Source organism: Microvirga zambiensis WSM3693 (genome assembly GCF_016735695.1).
GTDB lineage: Bacteria > Pseudomonadota > Alphaproteobacteria > Rhizobiales > Beijerinckiaceae > Microvirga > Microvirga zambiensis.
This window is the reverse complement of record NZ_JAERQD010000022.1, coordinates 58,205-75,387: the sequence shown is the minus strand read 5'-3', so window position 1 is coordinate 75,387 and position 17,183 is coordinate 58,205. Positions and strand designations below refer to the sequence as shown.

Genomic DNA, 17,183 nt, shown 5'->3' with positions numbered 1-17,183 from the left:
GGCCGATGGTCTACGAGACAGGGCATGAACTTCGCGAGCGACAACATCGTCGGGGGCAGCGCTCCCGTTCTCCAGGCTATCCTCGGCGCCAATGCCGGCGCGATGACGGCCTACGGCAACGACGAGATCTCGAACCGGGTCAGGGCGCGCTTCGACGAGCTCTTCGAGCGCGAGGTATCCGTTTTCTTCGTCACGACGGGAACGGCCGCCAATGCGCTCGCTCTCTCCGCCGCCGTGCCGCCCTACGGGCTCTGCGTCTGCCACCGGGAAGCGCACATCATCGACGATGAATGCGGCGCGCCGGAGTTCTTCATGCACGGGGCGAAGCTCGCGGGTCTCCCGGGCGTCGGCGCCAAGCTGAAACCCGAAGACGTCGATGCCTATCTGCGCGGCCTGCCCAAGGCGGTGAAGCAGATGCCGCCGAAGGCGCTCTCGATCTCGCAGGTCAGCGAGTGCGGCATGGTCTACGGGCTCGACGAGATCGAAGCCCTGGGCCAGGTCTGCAGTGATCACGGCATGGCCTTCCACATGGACGGCGCCCGCTTCGTCAATGCGCTGATGGCGCTCGGCTGCACGCCTGCGGAGATGACCTGGAAGCGGGGTGTCGACATCCTGTCCTTCGGCGCCACCAAGAACGGCGGCCTGATGGCCGAGGCCATCGTGGTGTTCCGGCCGGAACTGGCGGAATCGCTCGGCTATCGGGCAAAGCGCGCCGGCCAGATCATTTCGAAAGGCCGGCTCATCGCCGCGCAGTTCGAGGGCTATTTCGGCAGCGATCACTGGCTCGACAATGCGCGCCATGCCAACCGCATGGCAACGATGCTCTCGAACGGGCTCACGCAGCTTCCGGGCATCCGGCTCGCTTGGCCGACGGAAGCCAACGAGGTGTTCCCGATCATCCCCAAAGCTCTCGACCATGCCCTGAAAGCAGCCGGCATTCTCTACAGTCCCTGGACGGAACTGAGCTTGCCGGAGACCGAGCAGGTGGGGGATCACGAGATCTTGATCCGTCTCGTCACCTCCTGGGCGACCCGCGAGGACGATGTGCAGAGGCTGCTGCAGGCTGTCTCTTCGGGATTATCGCGCCAAGCGGCCGAGTGAATTGCCCTAACCCTGCCGCAATCACCCGCGATTGATCATCTCCAGAGACCCTTGACCCAACCAACGGGGCCCCTCCAGCCCCAGCGGGACCGACCAAGGACCAGGATCCAGAATTAAAAAAGCGCCCCGGCATGAACCGGGGCGCTCTTCGTTTGGGATAGGTTTTCAGAGACCGTTACGCAGCCTGCTTGGCTTCGATGGTCTGTACGCTGCTTGCGGAAATCGGGATGAGCTTCGGCTTCTTCGCCTCGGGGATCTCCCTCACGAGGTCGAGATGGAGCAGGCCGTTCTCGAGGGCTGCGCCCATCACCTGCACGCCGTCGGCCAGCTGGAAGCGCCGGTCGAAGCTGCGGGCAGCGATGCCCTGATGGAGAACGTCGACTTTGCGCTCGTCAGAGGGCTTGCGCTCACCGCGGACGGAGAGGGTGTTCTCCTTGACCTCGATGGTCAGGTCGCGATCGGTGAAGCCGGCAACCGCGATCGAGATGCGATAGGCATTCTCGCCGGTGCGCTCGATGTTGTAGGGCGGGTAGCTCGGGGCCGCATCGACGCTGACGAGCTGGTCGAGCATCGAGAAGAGACGGTCGAAACCGACCGTGTTGCGGTAGAGGGGAGCAAGATCGTACTGTCGCATGGCATATCCTCCGATAGAAGCAACATGCTTGAAGTGAGGATCCACCTGGAGAGGCTGGATCCCGGTTAGCGTGCCGCCGTCATGGCCGGCACGAACTCGATTTGGGAAGCGGCGCGGGACCTTTCAAGAGGGTCGTTCACAGCGTGGAATTTGCCCTATATTGAGTTGCAATTCTTCGACCCTGGACCGCTCCTGTGGAATTCATCACCACCCCCGACAACCCTGTGCCCGGCAATCCCACGTTGCTGAGCGTCACGACCCGCGACGGCATTCCGCTCCGGGCCGCCTATTGGATGCCCGAGACCGAGGCGCCGCTTGGCACCGTCTGCGTCCTGCAGGGGAGGGCGGAGTTCATCGAGAAGTATTTCGAGACGGTGGGCGAACTGCTGGACCGCGGCTTTGCCGTCGTTACCTTCGACTGGCGCGGGCAAGGGCTCTCGGGGCGGCAGGTGAGCAACCGGCGCAAGGGCCATGTCCGGCGCTTTTCCGATTTCCGGCACGATCTGGAGGCGATCCGCGACCGGATCCTGGTGCCGCATATGCCGGAGCCGCATTTCGGCCTCGCCCATTCCATGGGCGGCGCGATTGCCCTGAACGCCGCCTACGAGACCTGGCTGCCCTTCCGCCGGCTCGTGACGACCACGCCGATGATTGCGCTCTGCATCATCAAGCGCACGCGGGCCTCCGCCATTCTGGCGCGGATTCTGCGCTTTCTCGGGATGGGCGGCATGTTCGTCCCCGGCGGCGGGGAGACTTCCATTTCCACCATGCCGTTCAAGGGCAATCGTCTCACGAGCGACCCTAAGCGCTACGCCCGCAATGCCGAAGTCGCTCATGCCATCGGCGCCGGCGCGATCGGCGCTCCGACGGTCGCCTGGCTCGACGGCGCCTTCCGCATGATGAAGCGCTTCGCCGATCCGCGCTATGCGATCGAAATTCGCCTGCCGACGCTCATCGTGGCGGCCGGGGCCGATCCCGTCTGCGCGACGCCCGCAACCGAACGCTTCGCCTCCCGCCTGAAGGCCGGCTCGGTGATCGTCATCCCCGGCGCCCGGCACGAGATCCTGATGGAGCGCGATGCGATCCGGGAGCAGTTCTGGGCCGCCTTCGACGCCTTCATTCCCGGCACGCCCGATCCGGTGCCAGGGGCACGCAGGGATCTAGCGACTGAGCAGTTCGATGGCGGCGGCATGGACCCGGCGGTCGCCGGCGGCGACGATGCGCCCGCCATCGGCCGCTGAGCCGCCCTCCCAGGTGGTGACGATGCCTCCGGCCCCTTCGATGATCGGCACCAGGGCGGCGATATCGTAGGATTTGAGGCCGGACTCGACCACCAGGTCGATATGGCCCGCCGCCAGCATGCAATAGGCATAGCAATCGCAGCCGTAGCGGGCGAGCCGGGCGACGCTCTCGACCCGGTCATAGGCGCGCAGCTCGTCGCCGGCGAAGAGTCTCGGGCTCGTGGTGGAGATCACCGCTTCCTTGAGCGAGGTACAGCGGCGCGTCCTGAGCTTGCGCTCGCCGCCCGGTCCCCGGTAGGTCGCGCTGCCGCCGTCGCCGAAAAAGCGCTCGCTGGTGAAGGGCTGGTGCATCATCCCGAAGACCGGCTGGCGCTTGTAGGTCAGGCCGATCAGGGTGCCCCAGGTGGGCAGGCCGGCGATGAAGGCCCTGGTGCCGTCGATCGGATCGAGCACCCAGACGTAATCCGCATCCGGGTTCTCGGCGCCGAATTCCTCGCCCACGATCCCATGGGTGGGGAAGCTGCGCTTGATGAGGTGGCGCATGGTCGCCTCGCTCGCTCGGTCGGCCTCGGTGACGGGGTCGAAGGAGCCGCCGCGGGATTTGTCCTCGGTGGCGATGGCGGTGCGGAAGAAGGGTAGGATCGCCTGGCCTGACTGGGTTGCGAGCTCGTTGACGAAATGCGTGAAGTCGATGAGCCCCATGATGTGCGAATCCCCTGAAAGACTAATGCGGGCAGCCTTGGCCCGCGTGCCATGAGCTTTTATCAAGCGCTTCACGTGCGGCAAGAGAGCGGCGCCGGAATAGCGGTGGGTCGCAATTTTTCGAAGCGGCCCGTTCGACAGACTTCGAAGGACCATGAGCCGATGAACGTTGCGTCCAAGCTTGGCACCACCCGCTCCGAGGCGGCCCTCGTTCTCGTCGCGGCGCTGGTCGCGATCTATGCGGTCAGCCAGTTCCTGCGCAACTCCATCGGCGTCATCGCCAACGATCTCGCCCGCGAGCTCGGCCTCACCGCGACCCAGACGGGATTGTTGTCGAGCGCCTTCTTCTTCGCCTTCGCGGCGGTTCAGATCCCCATCGGCATCCTGATCGACCGCTACGGTCCCAAACGCACCATGCTGGGCACGGCGGTGCTGACGGTCCTCGGCACCGTTCTCTTCTCGCTGGCGTCGTCCGCCACCATGCTGATTGCCGCGCGGGCGCTGATGGGGCTCGGCTGCTCCACCTTCTTCATGGCGCCGCTGGTGATCTATGCCCGGCGCTTTCCGCCGGAGCGCTTCGCGAGCCTCACCAGCCTGCAGATGGGGCTCGCCAATATCGGCACGCTCGCCGCGACCGCGCCGCTTGCCGCCTCTGCCGCCGCCTTCGGCTGGCGGGCATCGTTCTTTGCCGTCGCCCTTCTGACGATCGTCGTCGCGCTCGCAATCGTCTTCGTGGTGCCGCGGGATCTGGGCTCGGGAAAGCCTAAGGAAACCTGGGCCGCCACATTCCAGGGCGTGGCAGAGGCCTTGCGCGTGCGGTCCTTCTGGCCGATCTTCTTCATGCACCTGACCACCTATGGCTGCTTCGCCTCGGTGATCGGGCTCTGGGGCGGACCATGGCTGTCCGACGTGCACGGGGCCGATATCGGAACGCGGGGACAGGTCCTACTGCTCGGGGCGACCGCCCAGATCTGCGGCATGTTGCTCTGGGGAGCGATGGACCGCTTCTTTCTCAGCTACAAGAAGCCTGTCCTGATCGGCAGCACGGCCACGATCCTGCTTCTGGTCATCATCGTCACCATGCCCATCGACCAGACCTCCGCCATGGTCTGGTTCCCCCTGTTCGGCCTGAGCGTCGCCTATACGCCGATCCTGACCAGCCACGGCAAGTCGCTCTTTCCAGCGGCGCTCACCGGGCGCGGGATCACGCTCATGAATATCGGCACCATGGGAGGCGCCTTCCTGTCGCAAAGCGTGACCGGGATGCTGATCGATCTTGCGGGACGCTCGGACCAGGGTCTCTACCGGCCGGAGGGCTATCGCCTCGTTTTTGCGGCCCTGGCCGGGTGGCTGCTCCTCAGCCTTGCGTTTTATGTCAGGGCTATCGACCCTCATCCGGGCAGGCATGCAACTAAAGCATAAGAAATTCGAACGAATGGTCTTGCAATTTGTGCGATGCGGTGTAATTATTGCATTGCGATATGGCGATGGCGTCGCCTTATCGCAGCCCTTCTTGGGCGTTTCCTCCCTAAACTTCGGGCCGCTGGCAACAGTGGCCTTTTTTCTTGCCTGAGGCCGATCGGGACAATGGCCCGGTCCCCGGCCATGTTTAAGGGTTGCTCTCATTCTAAGCAGAAAGCATCGGATTCATCCCAAAAGCGCAAGTCCACTTTTGGGTCCGATGCTTTAGGGCTTATTCCGCCGCGATCGGCCTCGTCACCCACTCGCCGTCGAGATCGGAGATCACCTGCGCGAAGGTGCGGGTCAGGTCCGCCGCCAGCACCGCAAAGGCGGGCTTTTTCTGCATGCTCCGCTCGTCCATGTAGAGCGAGCGATTGATCTCGATCTGGAGCGCATGCCGCCCGAAGGCAGGCTCGCCGTAATGCTCGGTGATGAAGCCGCCGGCATAGGGCTTGTTGCGGATCACCGTGTAACCGCGTCCGCGCAGGGCCGCTTCCACGAGATCGATCAGGAGGGGCGCGCAGCTTGTCCCGTAGCGGTCGCCCAAGACGATGTCCGCCTTGGTGCCATCTTCCCGGCTGACGCTCGTGGAGGGCATGGAATGGCAATCGATCAGGACCGCATGACCGAAGATCTGGGCCGTGCGGCGGACGAGAAGGCGAAGCGCCCGGTGGTAGGGCTTGTAGAGCCATTCGATCCGGTGGAGCGCCTCGTCGACGGGGAGGCGGGAGCGGTAGATCTCCTGCCCGTCGGCCACGATCCGCGGCACCGTGCCGAGCCCGCCGGCCACCCGCATGGAGCGGGTATTGGCGAAGGGCGGCAGGCGACCGTCGAACATGCGGGAATCGAGCTCATAGGGCTCCCGGTTCAGATCCAGATAGGCGCGCGGGAAGCGGGCGGTCATGAGTGGCGCGCCCAGATCCATCACGGAGCCGAAGAGCTCATCCACGAAGGCATCCTCGGAACGCCGGAGCGCGACGGCATCGAGCCGCGACGACGCCAGAAAGGAGGCTGGATAGACCGCTCCCGCATGCGGCACGTTGAAGACGAAGGGGATCGTCTGCGCCGAAGGTTCGGTGACGGTGAAGGGAGGGTCGAACTCATCGACGATGGCTGGCCGCATCAGGATATTGGCTGTCTTGGAAAAACGAAGCAGGTCTTCGGATCAGTGTAAGGATGGGCAGTTCACTGTCCATGACAATATCGTAGCAAAGCTGCGTCGTTCTTTCACGGCTTGTTTACCCCGATCCCTCATGAAGGTGTGAACACTTTCGCCACGATTCGGGGCTGGCAACCGATGAAGATCCTACTTGCCGAAGATGACAACGACATGCGCCGCTTCCTCGTGAAGGCGCTGGAGAACGCGGGCTACGACGTCGCCTCGTTCGACAACGGGCTTTCTGCCTATAACCGCCTGCGCGAGGAGCCGTTCGAGCTCCTCCTGACGGACATCGTCATGCCGGAAATGGACGGCATCGAGCTCGCCCGCAAGGCCACCGAGCTCGATCCGGACATCAAGGTGATGTTCATCACCGGCTTTGCCGCCGTCGCGCTCAATCCGGATTCCCAGGCTCCGCGGGACGCCAAGGTTCTGTCGAAGCCGTTCCACCTGCGGGACCTGGTGAGCGAAGTCGATAAAATGATGGCGGCCTAAAAAAGGGCGCCTCAAGGCTTGCGCCAGGGCCCGCTTGTGGGTATATCGCCCCCACAGCCGAAGCGGGACGTCAAAATCACCGTTTCCCGGGCGCGTAGCTCAGCGGGAGAGCACTACGTTGACATCGTAGGGGTCGCTGGTTCGATCCCAGCCGCGCCCACCATTTTCTTTTTCCGGCCTTCCCGAAGGGCCGCAGGAGACCGGATATGAAGATCCGTAACTCGTTGAAGTCGATCCGCGGCCGTCACCGCGACAACCAGCTGGTTCGTCGCAAGGGCCGGGTCTACATCATCAACAAGACCCAGAAGCGCTACAAGGCTCGCCAGGGCTAAAGCATCGCGCGGGGAAGTGGATACCGGTTCCCCGGAAAAAGCGATGCGACCCTAGAGTCGCGCTGCGGCGTTGCCGCACACGATAATCTGAATTGACCGCGCATGCCGGGACCCTAAAATCCCGGCATGCGTTTTTTCGCGTGCCTGCTGGCCCTCACCTTGAGCTTTGCCGCCCTCCCGCTTCAGGCGCAGGAGCGCGCGCGGCCGAAGGATCCGAAGGAGCAGGCCGCTCCGCCCCAGGCCCGACCCCGTGCATCCACCCTGGATGAACTCTTCGAGCGTCTCGGCAAGGCCCAGACGGAACGGGAGGCAGAGGGCGTTGCCTCCCTGATCGAGCGGCGCTTCGCCCGCTCCGGCTCCGATACGGCCGACCTTCTCCTGAACCGGGCGGCCGAGGCTTACGGAAAGAAGGACTTTCCCCTCGCCATCGAGCTGATCGACCGGGTTCTGGCGCTCCAGCCCAACTGGGCCGAGGCCTGGTACAAGCGCGCGACCGTGTTCTACCAGCTCGACGATCCGGTCGCCGCCATGGCCGACCTGAGCCGGGCGCTCAAGATCGAGCCGCGGCATTTCAATGCCTGGACCGGCCTCGGCCACATCCTGATGGCCTCGGACGACAAGGCGCGGGCCTTGCAGGCCTATCGCCGGGTGCTCACGATCAATCCGCAGATGTCCGACGTGAAGACCATCGTGAACCGCCTCAGCCCCGAGGTTGACGGCCAGGATCTCTAAATCCACGTTGCAGGGATGTCCCTGCTGCTTTCCACCATCGTCGTCCTGCTCCTCGTTCTCGGCTCGGGAGCGGCGTTCACCTATCTTTATGCCTGGTGCATCGAGCGGCGCTTCCCGCCGTCCGGCCTGTTCGTCGCGGTCGAGGGCTGCCGGATCCATTACCGTGAGGACGGGCCCGAGCGCCGGGAACCGCGCGGGACGATCGTCCTGCTGCATGGGGCCTCGTCCAATCTCGTCGAATCCATGCTGGGCCTCGGCTCCAAACTCTCGAAACGCTATCGGATCATCGCCTTCGACCGCCCGGGTCATGGCTGGAGCGAGCGCAGGCCCGGATTGAGAGAGGCGGAGCCCGCCCGGCAGGCTGCGCTCATCGCGGGTGCCTTGAGGCAATTGGGCGTTCGCAACGCGGTCGTCGTGGGACATTCCTGGGCTGGAACCGTGGTTCCCAACCTCGCCCTCGATCATGCCGACGTGACGGGGGCGATCGTCGTGCTCTCCGGCATCACTTCGCCCTGGCCGGGCGGCACCATCGGCTGGTACAGGCGCCTGATCGATTCATGGATAGGCTGGCTGATGTTCCGCACTCTCGCAGTGCCGGTCCTTCTCATGCTTCGTCCTTGGATCAAGACGAAGACGTTCCGGCCTCAGGCCGCCCCGCGGGGCATCGTGAAGAAGGCTTCGATCCCGCTGGCCTTCCGGCCCGAAACTTTTGAGGCCAACATGCAGGACTTCGCCGTCATGTACGACGCGGTGGTGAAGCAGAGCGCGCGCTACGGGGATATCGGTCTGCCGACGATCGTGATCGCGGGTGACGAGGACCAGATCGTCTGGACGGATCTTCACAGCCGCGCCTTCGCCCGCGAGGTGCCTGGCGCCGAGCTGATCTTGCTGCCGGGCATCGGCCACATGCCACAATATGCCGAGGGGGAGAAGGTCCTCTCCGCCATCGAGGCCCTGGCGGAAAGTGTTTCGCCTATGGATTCCCTCCCCCTTGCGGGGAGGGGTTAGGGGCGGGGTGGTTCGACCGGGTGGCACAGGACCGTCAAACCCGCCACGTCATGGCCGGGCTTGTGCCGGCCATCCCGATACTGTGAAACGCTGCGCTCTCCCGATCGAGATCACCGGCACAGGGCCGGTGATGACGTCGAGAGATTTACGAAACACATCGCCCGGACTTTGCGACCCCACCCTCAAATCCCTCCCCATAAGGGGGAGGGAAGGCCTCGGCACCTTCATCGAGGCGAATGCCGAGCCTTGTGGTTCTGTTCATCACGCCTGAGCGGCGTGCTCCTGATTGACGAAGGCGATGCGCACCATGTTGGTGGCGCCGGGCGTGCCGAAGGGCATGCCGGCGACGATGATGATGCGCTCGCCCACCTTCGAGAAGCCTTCGCGCAGGGCGAATTTGCAGGCGCGGAACGCCATGTCGTCGATGTCGCTCGCATCCTTGGTGCGGATCGAGTGCACGCCCCAGACCAGCGCCAGTCGGCGGGCGGTGTTGATGCTGGGGGTGAGCGCGATGACCGTCGAGTTCGGCCGCTCGCGGGCGATGCGGAACGCGGTCGAGCCCGAGAAGGTCCAGGCCGCGACGGTCTTCAGGTTGAGCGTATCGGCGATCTGGTGCGAGGCGGCCGCAATCGCGTCCGATCCCGTCGCTTCCGGTTCCGGATTGAGCGTGCGCATGATCGACCAGTAATTCTGGTCCTGCTCGACCTCCTCCGCGATCCGGCTCATGGTGGCGACCGCATCGATCGGGTACTGGCCGGAGGCGCTCTCGGCCGAGAGCATCACCGCATCGGCGCCGTCATAGACCGCGGTTGCCACGTCCGAGACCTCGGCGCGGGTCGGCACCGGCGACGTGATCATCGATTCCAGCATCTGGGTTGCCACGACCACCGGCTTGCCGAGCTGACGCGCGGTGCGGACGATGCGCTTCTGGATGCCGGGCACCTTCTCGAGCGGCATCTCCACGCCGAGATCGCCGCGGGCGACCATGACCGCGTCGGAGATCTCGACGATCTCGTCGAGGCGGGTGATGGCCTGCGGCTTCTCGAGCTTCGACATCACGAGCGCCCGGCCACGGGCGACCTTCTTCACCTCGGCCACGTCCTCGGGACGCTGCACGAAGGACAGCGCGATCCAGTCCACGCCGGCATCGAGTGCGGCTTCCAGATCAGAGCGGTCCTTGTCGGTCATGGCGGCGACGGGGATCACCGTATCCGGCAGGCTCACGCCCTTGCGGTTGGAGATCTTGCCGGCGACCTCGACGATGGTGGTGGCCGAGCCTTCCTTCACGCTCTTCACGCGCAGCCGCAGCTTGCCGTCGTCGATCAGCACCGTATGGCCGGGCTCGAGCGAGGAGAGGATTTCGGGATGCGGCAGGTGCACGCGCTCCGTGTTGCCGGGTGCCTTGTCGGCGTCGAGGACGAAGGTCTGTCCCGGCGTCAGCATGGCGCTGTCGCCGTCGAACGTGCCGACGCGCAGCTTCGGGCCCTGCAGGTCGGCGAGGATGGCGATCGGGCGCTTGAACTTGGCCTCGACGGCGCGGATCATCTCGACCCGCTCCTTCAGGCGCTCGCGGGGCAGATGGCTCATGTTGAGGCGGAAGACGTCGGCGCCGGCCTGGAACAGCTTGGCGATCATCTCCGGGTTCTCGGAAGCCGGTCCCAAGGTTGCTAGAATCTTCGTGCGCCGTGCGCGTCTCATCATCATGGGCCCCCTGGCCGGTTCGTTTCGGTGAGCTGGATCGTCCAGCTCTTCTGTTCACCCGTGTCGACTTCGAAGAAGCCGCTGCGGTCGAAGCCTCGGGCGAGGCAATCTTCCGTTCCACGGATCGTGAATTCGCGCTCCCGGGTGCACATGAAGGAGCGTCCGCTCCATTCGCCGCCCCGGTCGTAATCGATGGCGTAGATATAATAGAAGCGCCCGCCGAGCTGGCCCTTGAGCAAGGTCTCGCAGCCGCGGGAGGTGAGGTTCCACCAGCCTTCCGTCACCCACCCTTGAGCATCCCGATAGCCGAGAGCGATGCCGACCCTGCTCGACGTCATGTTGCACAGGCGCAGGTCCGCCTTGGCAGGCGAGGCTGCCAGCAGGAGCCCGCCGACGAGAAACGTCGCGACTGCAAGGCTTCGCCGCCGAAATGCAGACGATGTGAGAAATGCGGCGCTCATGGATATGGTTTGGTCAATTCGGAGGAATGAAATCGCACAATGCCGGGACAACTTTGGCGAATCCTTGTCGGTCAGAAGCGTGCCCGGAGCAAGGCTTTCCAGCACGCCCGTTGCAGAATTTGCGCTCCGCATGGTCTCTCCCACGCAAAAGCAGCGCTCTTGCGCGGCTTTCACTCTCCGTTCGAGGAGTGCATCGGGGCCTGATCGGCCCTCGGTCGGGCGATCCAGATGCCGAAGAGGATGAGTGCTCCGCCCAGGCTCTGGATCAGCGTCAGCTCCTCGCCGAGGATCGCCCAGCCGAACAAGGCCGCAGCGATGGCCTCGAGAAAGATCACCAGGGACGAGAAAGTCGCCGGCAGGCGTCCGAGCGCGATGGCGAGAAGCCCCTGGCCGCCCGCATGGCTGACGTAGGACATGGCGAGCAAAGCCGCGATGCCTTGAGCGGTATGCGGAACCACCCGCGTGTCGAAGAGAACCGCGATCACGAGCAGGATCGCCGAGGTGATCAGGCCCGCCTCGAAGGTGACCCGCGCGGCGCCGGCCGTCTTGCGGGCCCGGCTCGCCGCCAGAAAATACATGCCGAAGAAGAAGGCGGTGGCGATCCCGTAGAGATCGCCCACGATCCGGCCGGGATCGGCCTGCATGCTCTGGCCGATCAGCGCCGCGCCGCCGAGAAGGCAGAGGGCGAGGCCCATGAAGGTGGCCCGCGCGACCTGCTGCCTGAACACGAGCCAGACGGTCAGCACCACGAAGAGGGGCGCCATGGTGGCGAAGAAGGTGGCGTTGGCCACCGTCGTCTTGAGGATCGCCAGGTGCCAGAAGAACAGATCCCCGGCAAAGACGATGCCGCCGACGATGCTGGCTTTGGAAAAACGCACTCTCACAGTGCCGGCGGGTGCGCGCTTCTCCTCGATTCGCATCCAGGCATAGAGCAGGGGCAGGCAGAGCGAGACGCGCCAGAAGGCGCTGGCGAAGGGACCCACATCGGCCGGCGCCCCGGCCATGTCGGCGGAGGCGAAACGCACGAAAATCGGGGAAATTCCCATGGCCACGGCGCCGAGGCACAGCGCAGCAAAAGCGGAGGCGAAGCCCGAATCGGTGCGGGCCGTGGTGGATGTCGGGGACATGTCGGTCGTGAAAGTCTGTTGCGCGTAACGTCGCGTTGTCAGGGTCGGAGGGGCAGGGTAAGGCTTTTCCTCCGTCGTTCAATCCATCCGTCCTGAAATCCCAATCCCCTGAAATTCTAGCCCATGTCCGCTTCCGCCGCGCTCAAGCTCGACGACCCTTCCCTTGAGCCCTGTCCCGTCGAGATCGTTCCCGGACCGGTCGAATCGGGCACCCTGATCCTGTGCGACCATGCTTCCAATGCGGTGCCGCCGGATCTGGGGGATCTCGGGCTGCCGGAAGCCGAGTTCGAGCGCCACATCGCCTATGACATCGGCGCGGCGGCCGTGACCCGGTCGCTCGCCAGACGCCTCGGGGCTCCGGCGATTCTCACCCGGTTCTCGCGGCTCATCATCGATCCCAACCGGGGCCGGGACGATCCGACGCTCGCCATGCGCCTCTCCGATGGCGCCGTCGTGCCGGGCAATGCCAGGGCGGACGAGGCGGAGGTGGAGCGGCGGATCGCCCGGTTCTACGACCCTTACGACGACGCCATCGCGGACGCGATCCACAGGGCGATGGTAGCCGGCCACCCGCCCGTCATCGTGGCGCTGCACTCCTTCACACCGGTCTGGCGCGGCTGGCCGCGGCCCTGGCATGTGGGAATCCTGTGGGACGCGGACGACCGCTTTGCGGTACCGCTCCTGGAGGCCCTGCAGGCCGAGGACGGACTCGTCGTCGGGGACAACGAGCCCTATGATGGGGCACTCGCCGGCGATACGGTCGACCGGCATGCCACGACCCGCGGGCTCGCCAATGCTCTCATCGAGATCCGGCAGGACCTGATCGACTCGGAGGAGGGCGCCGAGGAATGGGCCGAGCGCTTCGCCCGGCTCCTCGAGCCCTTGGCCGCCCGAGCGAACTTACGCCAGCCGGCAATCTTCGGCACCCGCACCCGCGACCGTCTGCGTCAGCACGGAGGATCAAGCCGATGAAGGACATTGACGACAAGACCGAAGTCGAGCTGGAGGCTGCTGCCTTCCGCAGGCTCGTCGGCCATCTGCGCGAGCGCGCGGACGTCCAGAACATCGACCTCATGAATTTGGCGGGCTTCTGCCGGAACTGCCTGTCCAACTGGCTGAAGGAGGCCGCCGACGAGCGTGGCATTCCCCTCTCCAAGGAGGACAGCCGGGAGCATGTCTACGGCATGCCCTACGAGGAATGGAAGGCGCTTCATCAGGGCGAGGCCTCTCCATCGCAGCTCGCCGATTTTGAGAAATCGAAGCCAGGGCATTAAAACGGCTTCAACCAAATGGCCATAACACTGGCGCCAACGCCACAATTTAAGGGGCTTCCTTCATGGATGACGCAGCTTTCAACACCGAATCCGTCGCAGCCGACCAGCTGAAGGCCTTCATCGAGCGCATCGAGCGCCTCGAGGAGGAAAAGGCCGGCATCGCCGGCGACATCAAGGACGTCTATGCCGAGGCCAAGGGCAACGGCTTCGACACCAAGGTCCTGCGCAAGATCATTTCCCTGCGCAAGCGCGACTACGCCGAGCGCCAGGAAGAGGAGGCGATCCTCGAGCTCTACATGCAGGCGCTCGGGATGGTGGGATAACGCGAAGCGTCTGCCCGTCGGAGGTTTCAAAGGCCTTGCAGCGTGATGCTGCGAGGCCTTTTCTATTTGGGTGCTGGGCTTCACTCTTAGCCTCATCCTGAGGAGGTCGCGGAGCGGCCGTCTCGAAGGAGGCTCCAGAGAGCACTGGAGACGCCCTCGTCCTTCGAGACGCCGCCTTCGGCGGCCCTCAGGATGAGGGCTTAGTTTGTATCTCGCAGGCAGTCGGACACGTCCGCGAGCATCAGCCCCTGCAAAATATCAAGCGTCTCGGACGGCAAGGGAGTGGCGCGCCGGCTCTCCTTGTCCACCATGACGATCGTGGCCTCGGCGGTTGCCACGAGACGCCCGTCGTTGAAGATGCCTTGCGCCAGGGTGAAGGAGCTGCGTCCCACGCGCACGACGCCCGTGCCGATATCCACCGTGCCGGGCCAGAACACCTCCGCACGGAAATCGATCAGCAGGCGCGCGATCACGAAGCTCCGGCCCTCGCTCACCAGGGGCCTTTCCGGATCGTACATGAAGGCGACGCGGCCCACTTCGGAAAACGTGGCGAAGACGGCGTTGTTGACATGACCCTGCCGGTCGAGATCCGCGAAGCGGATATCGGTGGAGGTGCGGCTCGGGTAGTCCTCCAGAATGCGTCGAGTACTCAGGTCTTTCATCGGGCCGTCCTTGCGATGCGGCCATAGAATACGTTGCGACGCAGCTCTCAAGCGAAAAGACGTGGGCCCCGCTCGCCCTGAGCGATCCGGTTTCCTATAAGGACCCGATTGCGAAACGCTGGAGAGATTCATGAAGCTCGCCCGGGACCAAGTCTCCGAACCTGCCGATGCCGACGCGCGCCGGACGGTCGCTCCCGTCATCTGCTATCCCGTCGAGACCCTGCCGCGGCCGGATCTTGCCTCCTATCGCGCCGCGCGCGACGGCTGGCAGAAGGTGGACGAGGTGATCGTGCCGCCCCGGGATGCGCGCAGCTTCAACGTGCCGGCCGGCTGCTTTTTCAGGATCGTCAGCATCGACGGCCCGCAGGTGGGCGACCTCAATCTCTGGGCTGCGGAAGACATCGGCGAGCGCTTCTTCTCCGGCAAGACGCGGGCCCTGCACGGCACGCATCTGTCGACCGGCGACCAGCTCTGGTCATGCCTGCCTTACCTCCGGCCGATGGCGACGATCACCCACGACACCCTCGACTGGTACGGCTTCGATGACTATGGCGGCTCGGTCCATGACGTGATCGGCACCCGGTGCGATCCCTATACCCACAAGCTCCTCTCGGGCGACGAATATCATCATTGCTGCCACTCGAACCTGACCCGTGCGCTGGCGCATCGCCTGCAGCGTCCCAAGGGCGAGGTCGAGCCTGCGGTGCACGATGTGCTCAACGTGTTCATGTGCACCGGTTTCACCCGCGATACGGGCCAGTACTTCATGAAGGCGAGCCCGGTGCGGCCGGGCGATTACCTGGAATTCTTCGCCGAGATCGATCTCTTAGGCGCGCTCTCCGCCTGCCCCGGCGGCGATTGCAGCGCCGAGCATTCAAGCGATGTGGCCGTCTGCCATCCGCTGCTGGTCGAGATCTACAGGCCGAAGGCGGCGCCGCTGGGATGGGCCTCGCCCGCGCGCAACGGCTACAGCCGCAGGCACGAGGACTAAAAACAAGAAGGGCTCCGAAAGGAGCCCTTCTTCTATCTCACCACGTTCAGCGGTTTGACCGCCGGCCCGGTGAAGCGGTTTGTGGCCAGATCGCCTACGGGTTTGCTCGAAAACCCCATATGCAGGCTCGGCTCCGCCGACATCATGGCACTCAGGGCCGTGGCCGGAGGCTTCTTCGCTGCAGGCGGGGCCTTGGTCTCCGGGGCGGGCTTCGCCTTCCCAAGATCCTTCGGCGTCGAGCCCGTGACCGGGATGTCGATGGGCGCGGCCGAGGCCACCACCACGGGGCGCAGGTCCGGCCTCGGCGGCGGCAGCGGGTGCTGGATCGCTGCCACCTCCGTGGAGCCGCGCAGCTCCGCAATTCCCGGGATCGGGTTCGTGGCCGCAAGCGAGCCGGGGCGGGCCGGCGGCAGCGGCGCATAGGCGAGGGCGACGGTGCCGGCGACGACTTCGGTGTCCGCGTCGTCCGCATCCGGACGGCGGGGCGGCATCGGCGCGAAGGCCATGCCCTTGGCGATGGAGAGGTCGGAATCACGCGCTTCCGGTCCCTGCTGCCAGGCAAGGGCCGGTCCGGACGCGGTCTGGACCGTGCTCGGTGCGCCGTTGATCCGGGTCGGGGGCAGCGGAGCGGCCTGAGGGGGCGTCAGATCCTCACGCAGGGCAGGGGCGATGGCGGCCACCACGGCGGGTGCCGGCGGCTCAGGCCGTGGCTGGATCGCGACGGGCGCCCGGCGCGCCGGCTCGGGAGCCTGGTTTGGCTGGAGCGCGGCGAACACCGTCGAGTTCGAATCGCTGGCGTAATAGTTCGAGGCCGGCTGCGGCGCCTGCTGACGGGAGGCCATGAGCGCGCGGCCGGGACGCGAGGCGACCCTGATCTCCTCCGCATCCTCTTCCTCGTCCTCGCCGATGCCGAACAGGGTGGCCCAGAAGCTCCTGCGGCGCGGCTGCGATACGGCCTCTTCGGCCTCCGCATAGGTCGAGTAGCCGGCAACCGTGCCGCCCTTGGCAAGCACCTCGGCCCGCGCCTCGTCATAGCCCGGCAGAGGACGGCCGTCGGACGGGATATGGACGGTCTTGCCGTCCGGGAAAATGTTGGCGAGCTGAGCGCGGGTCATGCGCGGCCAGGCGCGCACGCTGCCCACGTCGAGATGGACGAAGGGCGTGTAGGCGTTGGGGTAATAGCCGACGCCACCGTTCTGGATCCGCATGCCGATGGCGCGCAGGCGCACGGTGGACACGTCGGGCAGGTAGAAGTCCATCGCCTTGCCCTGCATGTGCTGGCTGTTCTTCGCCACCGCGCTGGAGCGCCGCCTGAGCATGGAATTGGTATTCGGCGAGCGGTAGCCCGAATTCACGCGGATCGGCTCGCTCGATCCGGATTCGCGGTAGACCTCCCAAACCGTATCGAACAGGCGCGGATCCATGCGCGTCGGCTCGTCGCGCCGCCAGTCGCGCAGGAACCAGTTCAGCTGCTGCAGGCCGCCTGAGTCGTATTGCCCGTTGCGCCTGAACGTGACCGTGAGGCTTTCCTTGGTGTTGTTGTTGTAGAGACTGAGCGTGCGGGTATCGCCATTGGCGACGGCATCCTGCGTGCCGCGTGCCCCGCCCATCATGACGGCCAGAAAGGCCGCAAGACCAATGCCGACGCCCTGCGCCGCGCGGCCCGTACGCAATACTCTCACTGTGATACTCGTCTTTACCGGTCCGCATCGTACAGATGCGGCAAATCCTTATAGTGAAAGGATCTTTGCCGAAGACGGTTACCTTCGCGTTAAGTGG

Annotated in this window: 19 protein-coding genes and 1 tRNA gene; 12 read left to right on the top strand and 8 right to left on the bottom strand. The window is 65.0% G+C overall.

What is annotated here, in order from left to right:
• Nucleotides 1-24 precede the first annotated feature (24 nt).
• A complete protein-coding gene (locus tag JKL46_RS17780; RefSeq protein WP_201835349.1) occupies nt 25-1,101 on the top strand; it encodes a threonine aldolase family protein in 1,077 nt (358 codons plus the stop codon).
• Between the two features lie 175 nt (nt 1,102-1,276).
• Here JKL46_RS17780 and JKL46_RS17775 read toward each other — a convergent pair whose 3' ends face one another.
• Nucleotides 1,277-1,735: an Hsp20 family protein gene (locus tag JKL46_RS17775; RefSeq protein ID WP_201835347.1), complete on the bottom strand. Its 459-nt coding sequence runs from the start codon at nt 1,733-1,735 to the stop codon at nt 1,277-1,279.
• Nucleotides 1,736-1,929: 194 nt separating this feature from the next.
• Here JKL46_RS17775 and JKL46_RS17770 point away from each other — a divergent pair, with 194 nt between their 5' ends.
• The gene (locus JKL46_RS17770; protein WP_201835337.1) at nt 1,930-2,976 is read left to right on the top strand and encodes an alpha/beta fold hydrolase; all 1,047 of its coding nucleotides are present in this window, start codon (nt 1,930-1,932) and stop codon (nt 2,974-2,976) included.
• Here the strand turns inward: JKL46_RS17770 and hisN are convergent.
• Complete coding sequence (gene hisN / locus JKL46_RS17765) at nt 2,896-3,678, bottom strand: histidinol-phosphatase (protein ID WP_201835335.1); 783 nt, start codon at nt 3,676-3,678, stop codon at nt 2,896-2,898. The two genes, JKL46_RS17770 and hisN, sit on opposite strands and share 81 nt — an antisense overlap.
• A gap of 162 nt (nt 3,679-3,840) precedes the next feature.
• Here hisN and JKL46_RS17760 point away from each other — a divergent pair, with 162 nt between their 5' ends.
• On the top strand, nt 3,841-5,100 hold the full coding sequence (locus JKL46_RS17760; protein ID WP_201835327.1) for an MFS transporter: 1,260 nt from the start codon (nt 3,841-3,843) through the stop codon (nt 5,098-5,100).
• Between the two features lie 271 nt (nt 5,101-5,371).
• On the opposite strand, the gene JKL46_RS17755 is transcribed toward JKL46_RS17760, so the two are convergent.
• Nucleotides 5,372-6,262 (bottom strand): N-formylglutamate amidohydrolase, encoded by an 891-nt coding sequence (locus JKL46_RS17755; protein ID WP_201835325.1) that lies wholly within the window; start codon nt 6,260-6,262, stop codon nt 5,372-5,374.
• Between the two features lie 174 nt (nt 6,263-6,436).
• Between JKL46_RS17755 and cpdR the strand changes: the two genes are divergently transcribed.
• The 5 genes from cpdR to JKL46_RS17730 all read left to right on the top strand — a co-directional run bounded on the left by cpdR (nt 6,437) and on the right by JKL46_RS17730 (nt 8,865).
• Complete coding sequence (gene cpdR / locus JKL46_RS17750) at nt 6,437-6,793, top strand: cell cycle two-component system response regulator CpdR (protein WP_099509351.1); 357 nt, start codon at nt 6,437-6,439, stop codon at nt 6,791-6,793.
• Between the two features lie 88 nt (nt 6,794-6,881).
• A tRNA-Val gene (locus JKL46_RS17745) sits at nt 6,882-6,956 on the top strand.
• A 43-nt stretch (nt 6,957-6,999) separates the two neighbouring features.
• On the top strand, nt 7,000-7,125 hold the full coding sequence (gene ykgO / locus JKL46_RS17740) for a type B 50S ribosomal protein L36 (RefSeq protein ID WP_009763379.1): 126 nt from the start codon (nt 7,000-7,002) through the stop codon (nt 7,123-7,125).
• 126 nt (nt 7,126-7,251) lie between these two features.
• A complete protein-coding gene (locus JKL46_RS17735) occupies nt 7,252-7,857 on the top strand; it encodes a tetratricopeptide repeat protein (RefSeq protein ID WP_201835323.1) in 606 nt (201 codons plus the stop codon).
• A 15-nt stretch (nt 7,858-7,872) separates the two neighbouring features.
• A complete protein-coding gene (locus JKL46_RS17730; protein ID WP_201835320.1) occupies nt 7,873-8,865 on the top strand; it encodes an alpha/beta fold hydrolase in 993 nt (330 codons plus the stop codon).
• A gap of 261 nt (nt 8,866-9,126) precedes the next feature.
• On the opposite strand, the gene pyk is transcribed toward JKL46_RS17730, so the two are convergent.
• The 3 genes from pyk to JKL46_RS17715 all read right to left on the bottom strand — a co-directional run bounded on the left by pyk (nt 9,127) and on the right by JKL46_RS17715 (nt 12,154).
• Nucleotides 9,127-10,563 carry a pyruvate kinase gene (gene pyk / locus JKL46_RS17725; RefSeq protein WP_201835396.1) on the bottom strand — a complete coding sequence of 479 codons (1,437 nt, stop codon included), beginning with the start codon at nt 10,561-10,563 and terminating at the stop codon, nt 9,127-9,129.
• 2 nt (nt 10,564-10,565) lie between these two features.
• The gene (locus tag JKL46_RS17720; RefSeq protein ID WP_201835318.1) at nt 10,566-11,027 is read right to left on the bottom strand and encodes a DUF1036 domain-containing protein; all 462 of its coding nucleotides are present in this window, start codon (nt 11,025-11,027) and stop codon (nt 10,566-10,568) included.
• A 170-nt stretch (nt 11,028-11,197) separates the two neighbouring features.
• Nucleotides 11,198-12,154 (bottom strand): DMT family transporter, encoded by a 957-nt coding sequence (locus JKL46_RS17715; RefSeq protein ID WP_201835316.1) that lies wholly within the window; start codon nt 12,152-12,154, stop codon nt 11,198-11,200.
• 123 nt (nt 12,155-12,277) lie between these two features.
• Here JKL46_RS17715 and JKL46_RS17710 point away from each other — a divergent pair, with 123 nt between their 5' ends.
• From JKL46_RS17710 to JKL46_RS17700, 3 genes are all read left to right on the top strand, one after another.
• Nucleotides 12,278-13,126, top strand: coding sequence for an N-formylglutamate amidohydrolase (locus tag JKL46_RS17710; protein ID WP_201835313.1), 849 nt, complete (start codon nt 12,278-12,280; stop codon nt 13,124-13,126).
• On the top strand, nt 13,123-13,428 hold the full coding sequence (locus tag JKL46_RS17705) for a DUF1244 domain-containing protein (protein WP_201835312.1): 306 nt from the start codon (nt 13,123-13,125) through the stop codon (nt 13,426-13,428). The genes JKL46_RS17710 and JKL46_RS17705 overlap by 4 nt, the downstream gene beginning before the upstream one ends.
• Before the next feature lie 62 nt (nt 13,429-13,490).
• Nucleotides 13,491-13,751, top strand: coding sequence for a DUF2312 domain-containing protein (locus JKL46_RS17700; RefSeq protein WP_099509346.1), 261 nt, complete (start codon nt 13,491-13,493; stop codon nt 13,749-13,751).
• 200 nt (nt 13,752-13,951) lie between these two features.
• On the opposite strand, the gene JKL46_RS17695 is transcribed toward JKL46_RS17700, so the two are convergent.
• Entirely contained in the window at nt 13,952-14,413 is a 462-nt protein-coding gene (locus JKL46_RS17695) for an acyl-CoA thioesterase (RefSeq protein WP_201835310.1), read from the bottom strand.
• Between the two features lie 130 nt (nt 14,414-14,543).
• Here JKL46_RS17695 and JKL46_RS17690 point away from each other — a divergent pair, with 130 nt between their 5' ends.
• Nucleotides 14,544-15,404 carry an urea carboxylase-associated family protein gene (locus JKL46_RS17690; RefSeq protein WP_201835307.1) on the top strand — a complete coding sequence of 287 codons (861 nt, stop codon included), beginning with the start codon at nt 14,544-14,546 and terminating at the stop codon, nt 15,402-15,404.
• A 32-nt stretch (nt 15,405-15,436) separates the two neighbouring features.
• Here the strand turns inward: JKL46_RS17690 and JKL46_RS17685 are convergent, their stop codons facing one another.
• Nucleotides 15,437-17,086, bottom strand: a complete 1,650-nt coding sequence (locus JKL46_RS17685) for a peptidoglycan L,D-endopeptidase MepK (RefSeq protein WP_201835305.1) — start codon at nt 17,084-17,086, stop codon at nt 15,437-15,439.
• Nucleotides 17,087-17,183: the final 97 nt, after the last annotated feature.

Coding starts and splice junctions, on each gene's coding strand:
- JKL46_RS17700 (WP_099509346.1), top strand. CDS start 13,491: ATGGATGACGCAGCTTTCAACACCGAATCCGTCGCAGCCGACCAGCTG.
- JKL46_RS17710 (WP_201835313.1), top strand. CDS start 12,278: ATGTCCGCTTCCGCCGCGCTCAAGCTCGACGACCCTTCCCTTGAGCCC.
- pyk (WP_201835396.1), bottom strand. CDS start 10,563: ATGAGACGCGCACGGCGCACGAAGATTCTAGCAACCTTGGGACCGGCT.
- JKL46_RS17730 (WP_201835320.1), top strand. CDS start 7,873: ATGTCCCTGCTGCTTTCCACCATCGTCGTCCTGCTCCTCGTTCTCGGC.
- hisN (WP_201835335.1), bottom strand. CDS start 3,678: ATGGGGCTCATCGACTTCACGCATTTCGTCAACGAGCTCGCAACCCAG.
- JKL46_RS17780 (WP_201835349.1), top strand. CDS start 25: ATGAACTTCGCGAGCGACAACATCGTCGGGGGCAGCGCTCCCGTTCTC.
- JKL46_RS17735 (WP_201835323.1), top strand. CDS start 7,252: ATGCGTTTTTTCGCGTGCCTGCTGGCCCTCACCTTGAGCTTTGCCGCC.
- JKL46_RS17760 (WP_201835327.1), top strand. CDS start 3,841: ATGAACGTTGCGTCCAAGCTTGGCACCACCCGCTCCGAGGCGGCCCTC.
- JKL46_RS17775 (WP_201835347.1), bottom strand. CDS start 1,735: ATGCGACAGTACGATCTTGCTCCCCTCTACCGCAACACGGTCGGTTTC.
- JKL46_RS17695 (WP_201835310.1), bottom strand. CDS start 14,413: ATGAAAGACCTGAGTACTCGACGCATTCTGGAGGACTACCCGAGCCGC.
- JKL46_RS17705 (WP_201835312.1), top strand. CDS start 13,123: ATGAAGGACATTGACGACAAGACCGAAGTCGAGCTGGAGGCTGCTGCC.
- JKL46_RS17690 (WP_201835307.1), top strand. CDS start 14,544: ATGAAGCTCGCCCGGGACCAAGTCTCCGAACCTGCCGATGCCGACGCG.
- ykgO (WP_009763379.1), top strand. CDS start 7,000: ATGAAGATCCGTAACTCGTTGAAGTCGATCCGCGGCCGTCACCGCGAC.
- JKL46_RS17720 (WP_201835318.1), bottom strand. CDS start 11,027: ATGAGCGCCGCATTTCTCACATCGTCTGCATTTCGGCGGCGAAGCCTT.
- cpdR (WP_099509351.1), top strand. CDS start 6,437: ATGAAGATCCTACTTGCCGAAGATGACAACGACATGCGCCGCTTCCTC.
- JKL46_RS17715 (WP_201835316.1), bottom strand. CDS start 12,154: ATGTCCCCGACATCCACCACGGCCCGCACCGATTCGGGCTTCGCCTCC.
- JKL46_RS17755 (WP_201835325.1), bottom strand. CDS start 6,262: ATGCGGCCAGCCATCGTCGATGAGTTCGACCCTCCCTTCACCGTCACC.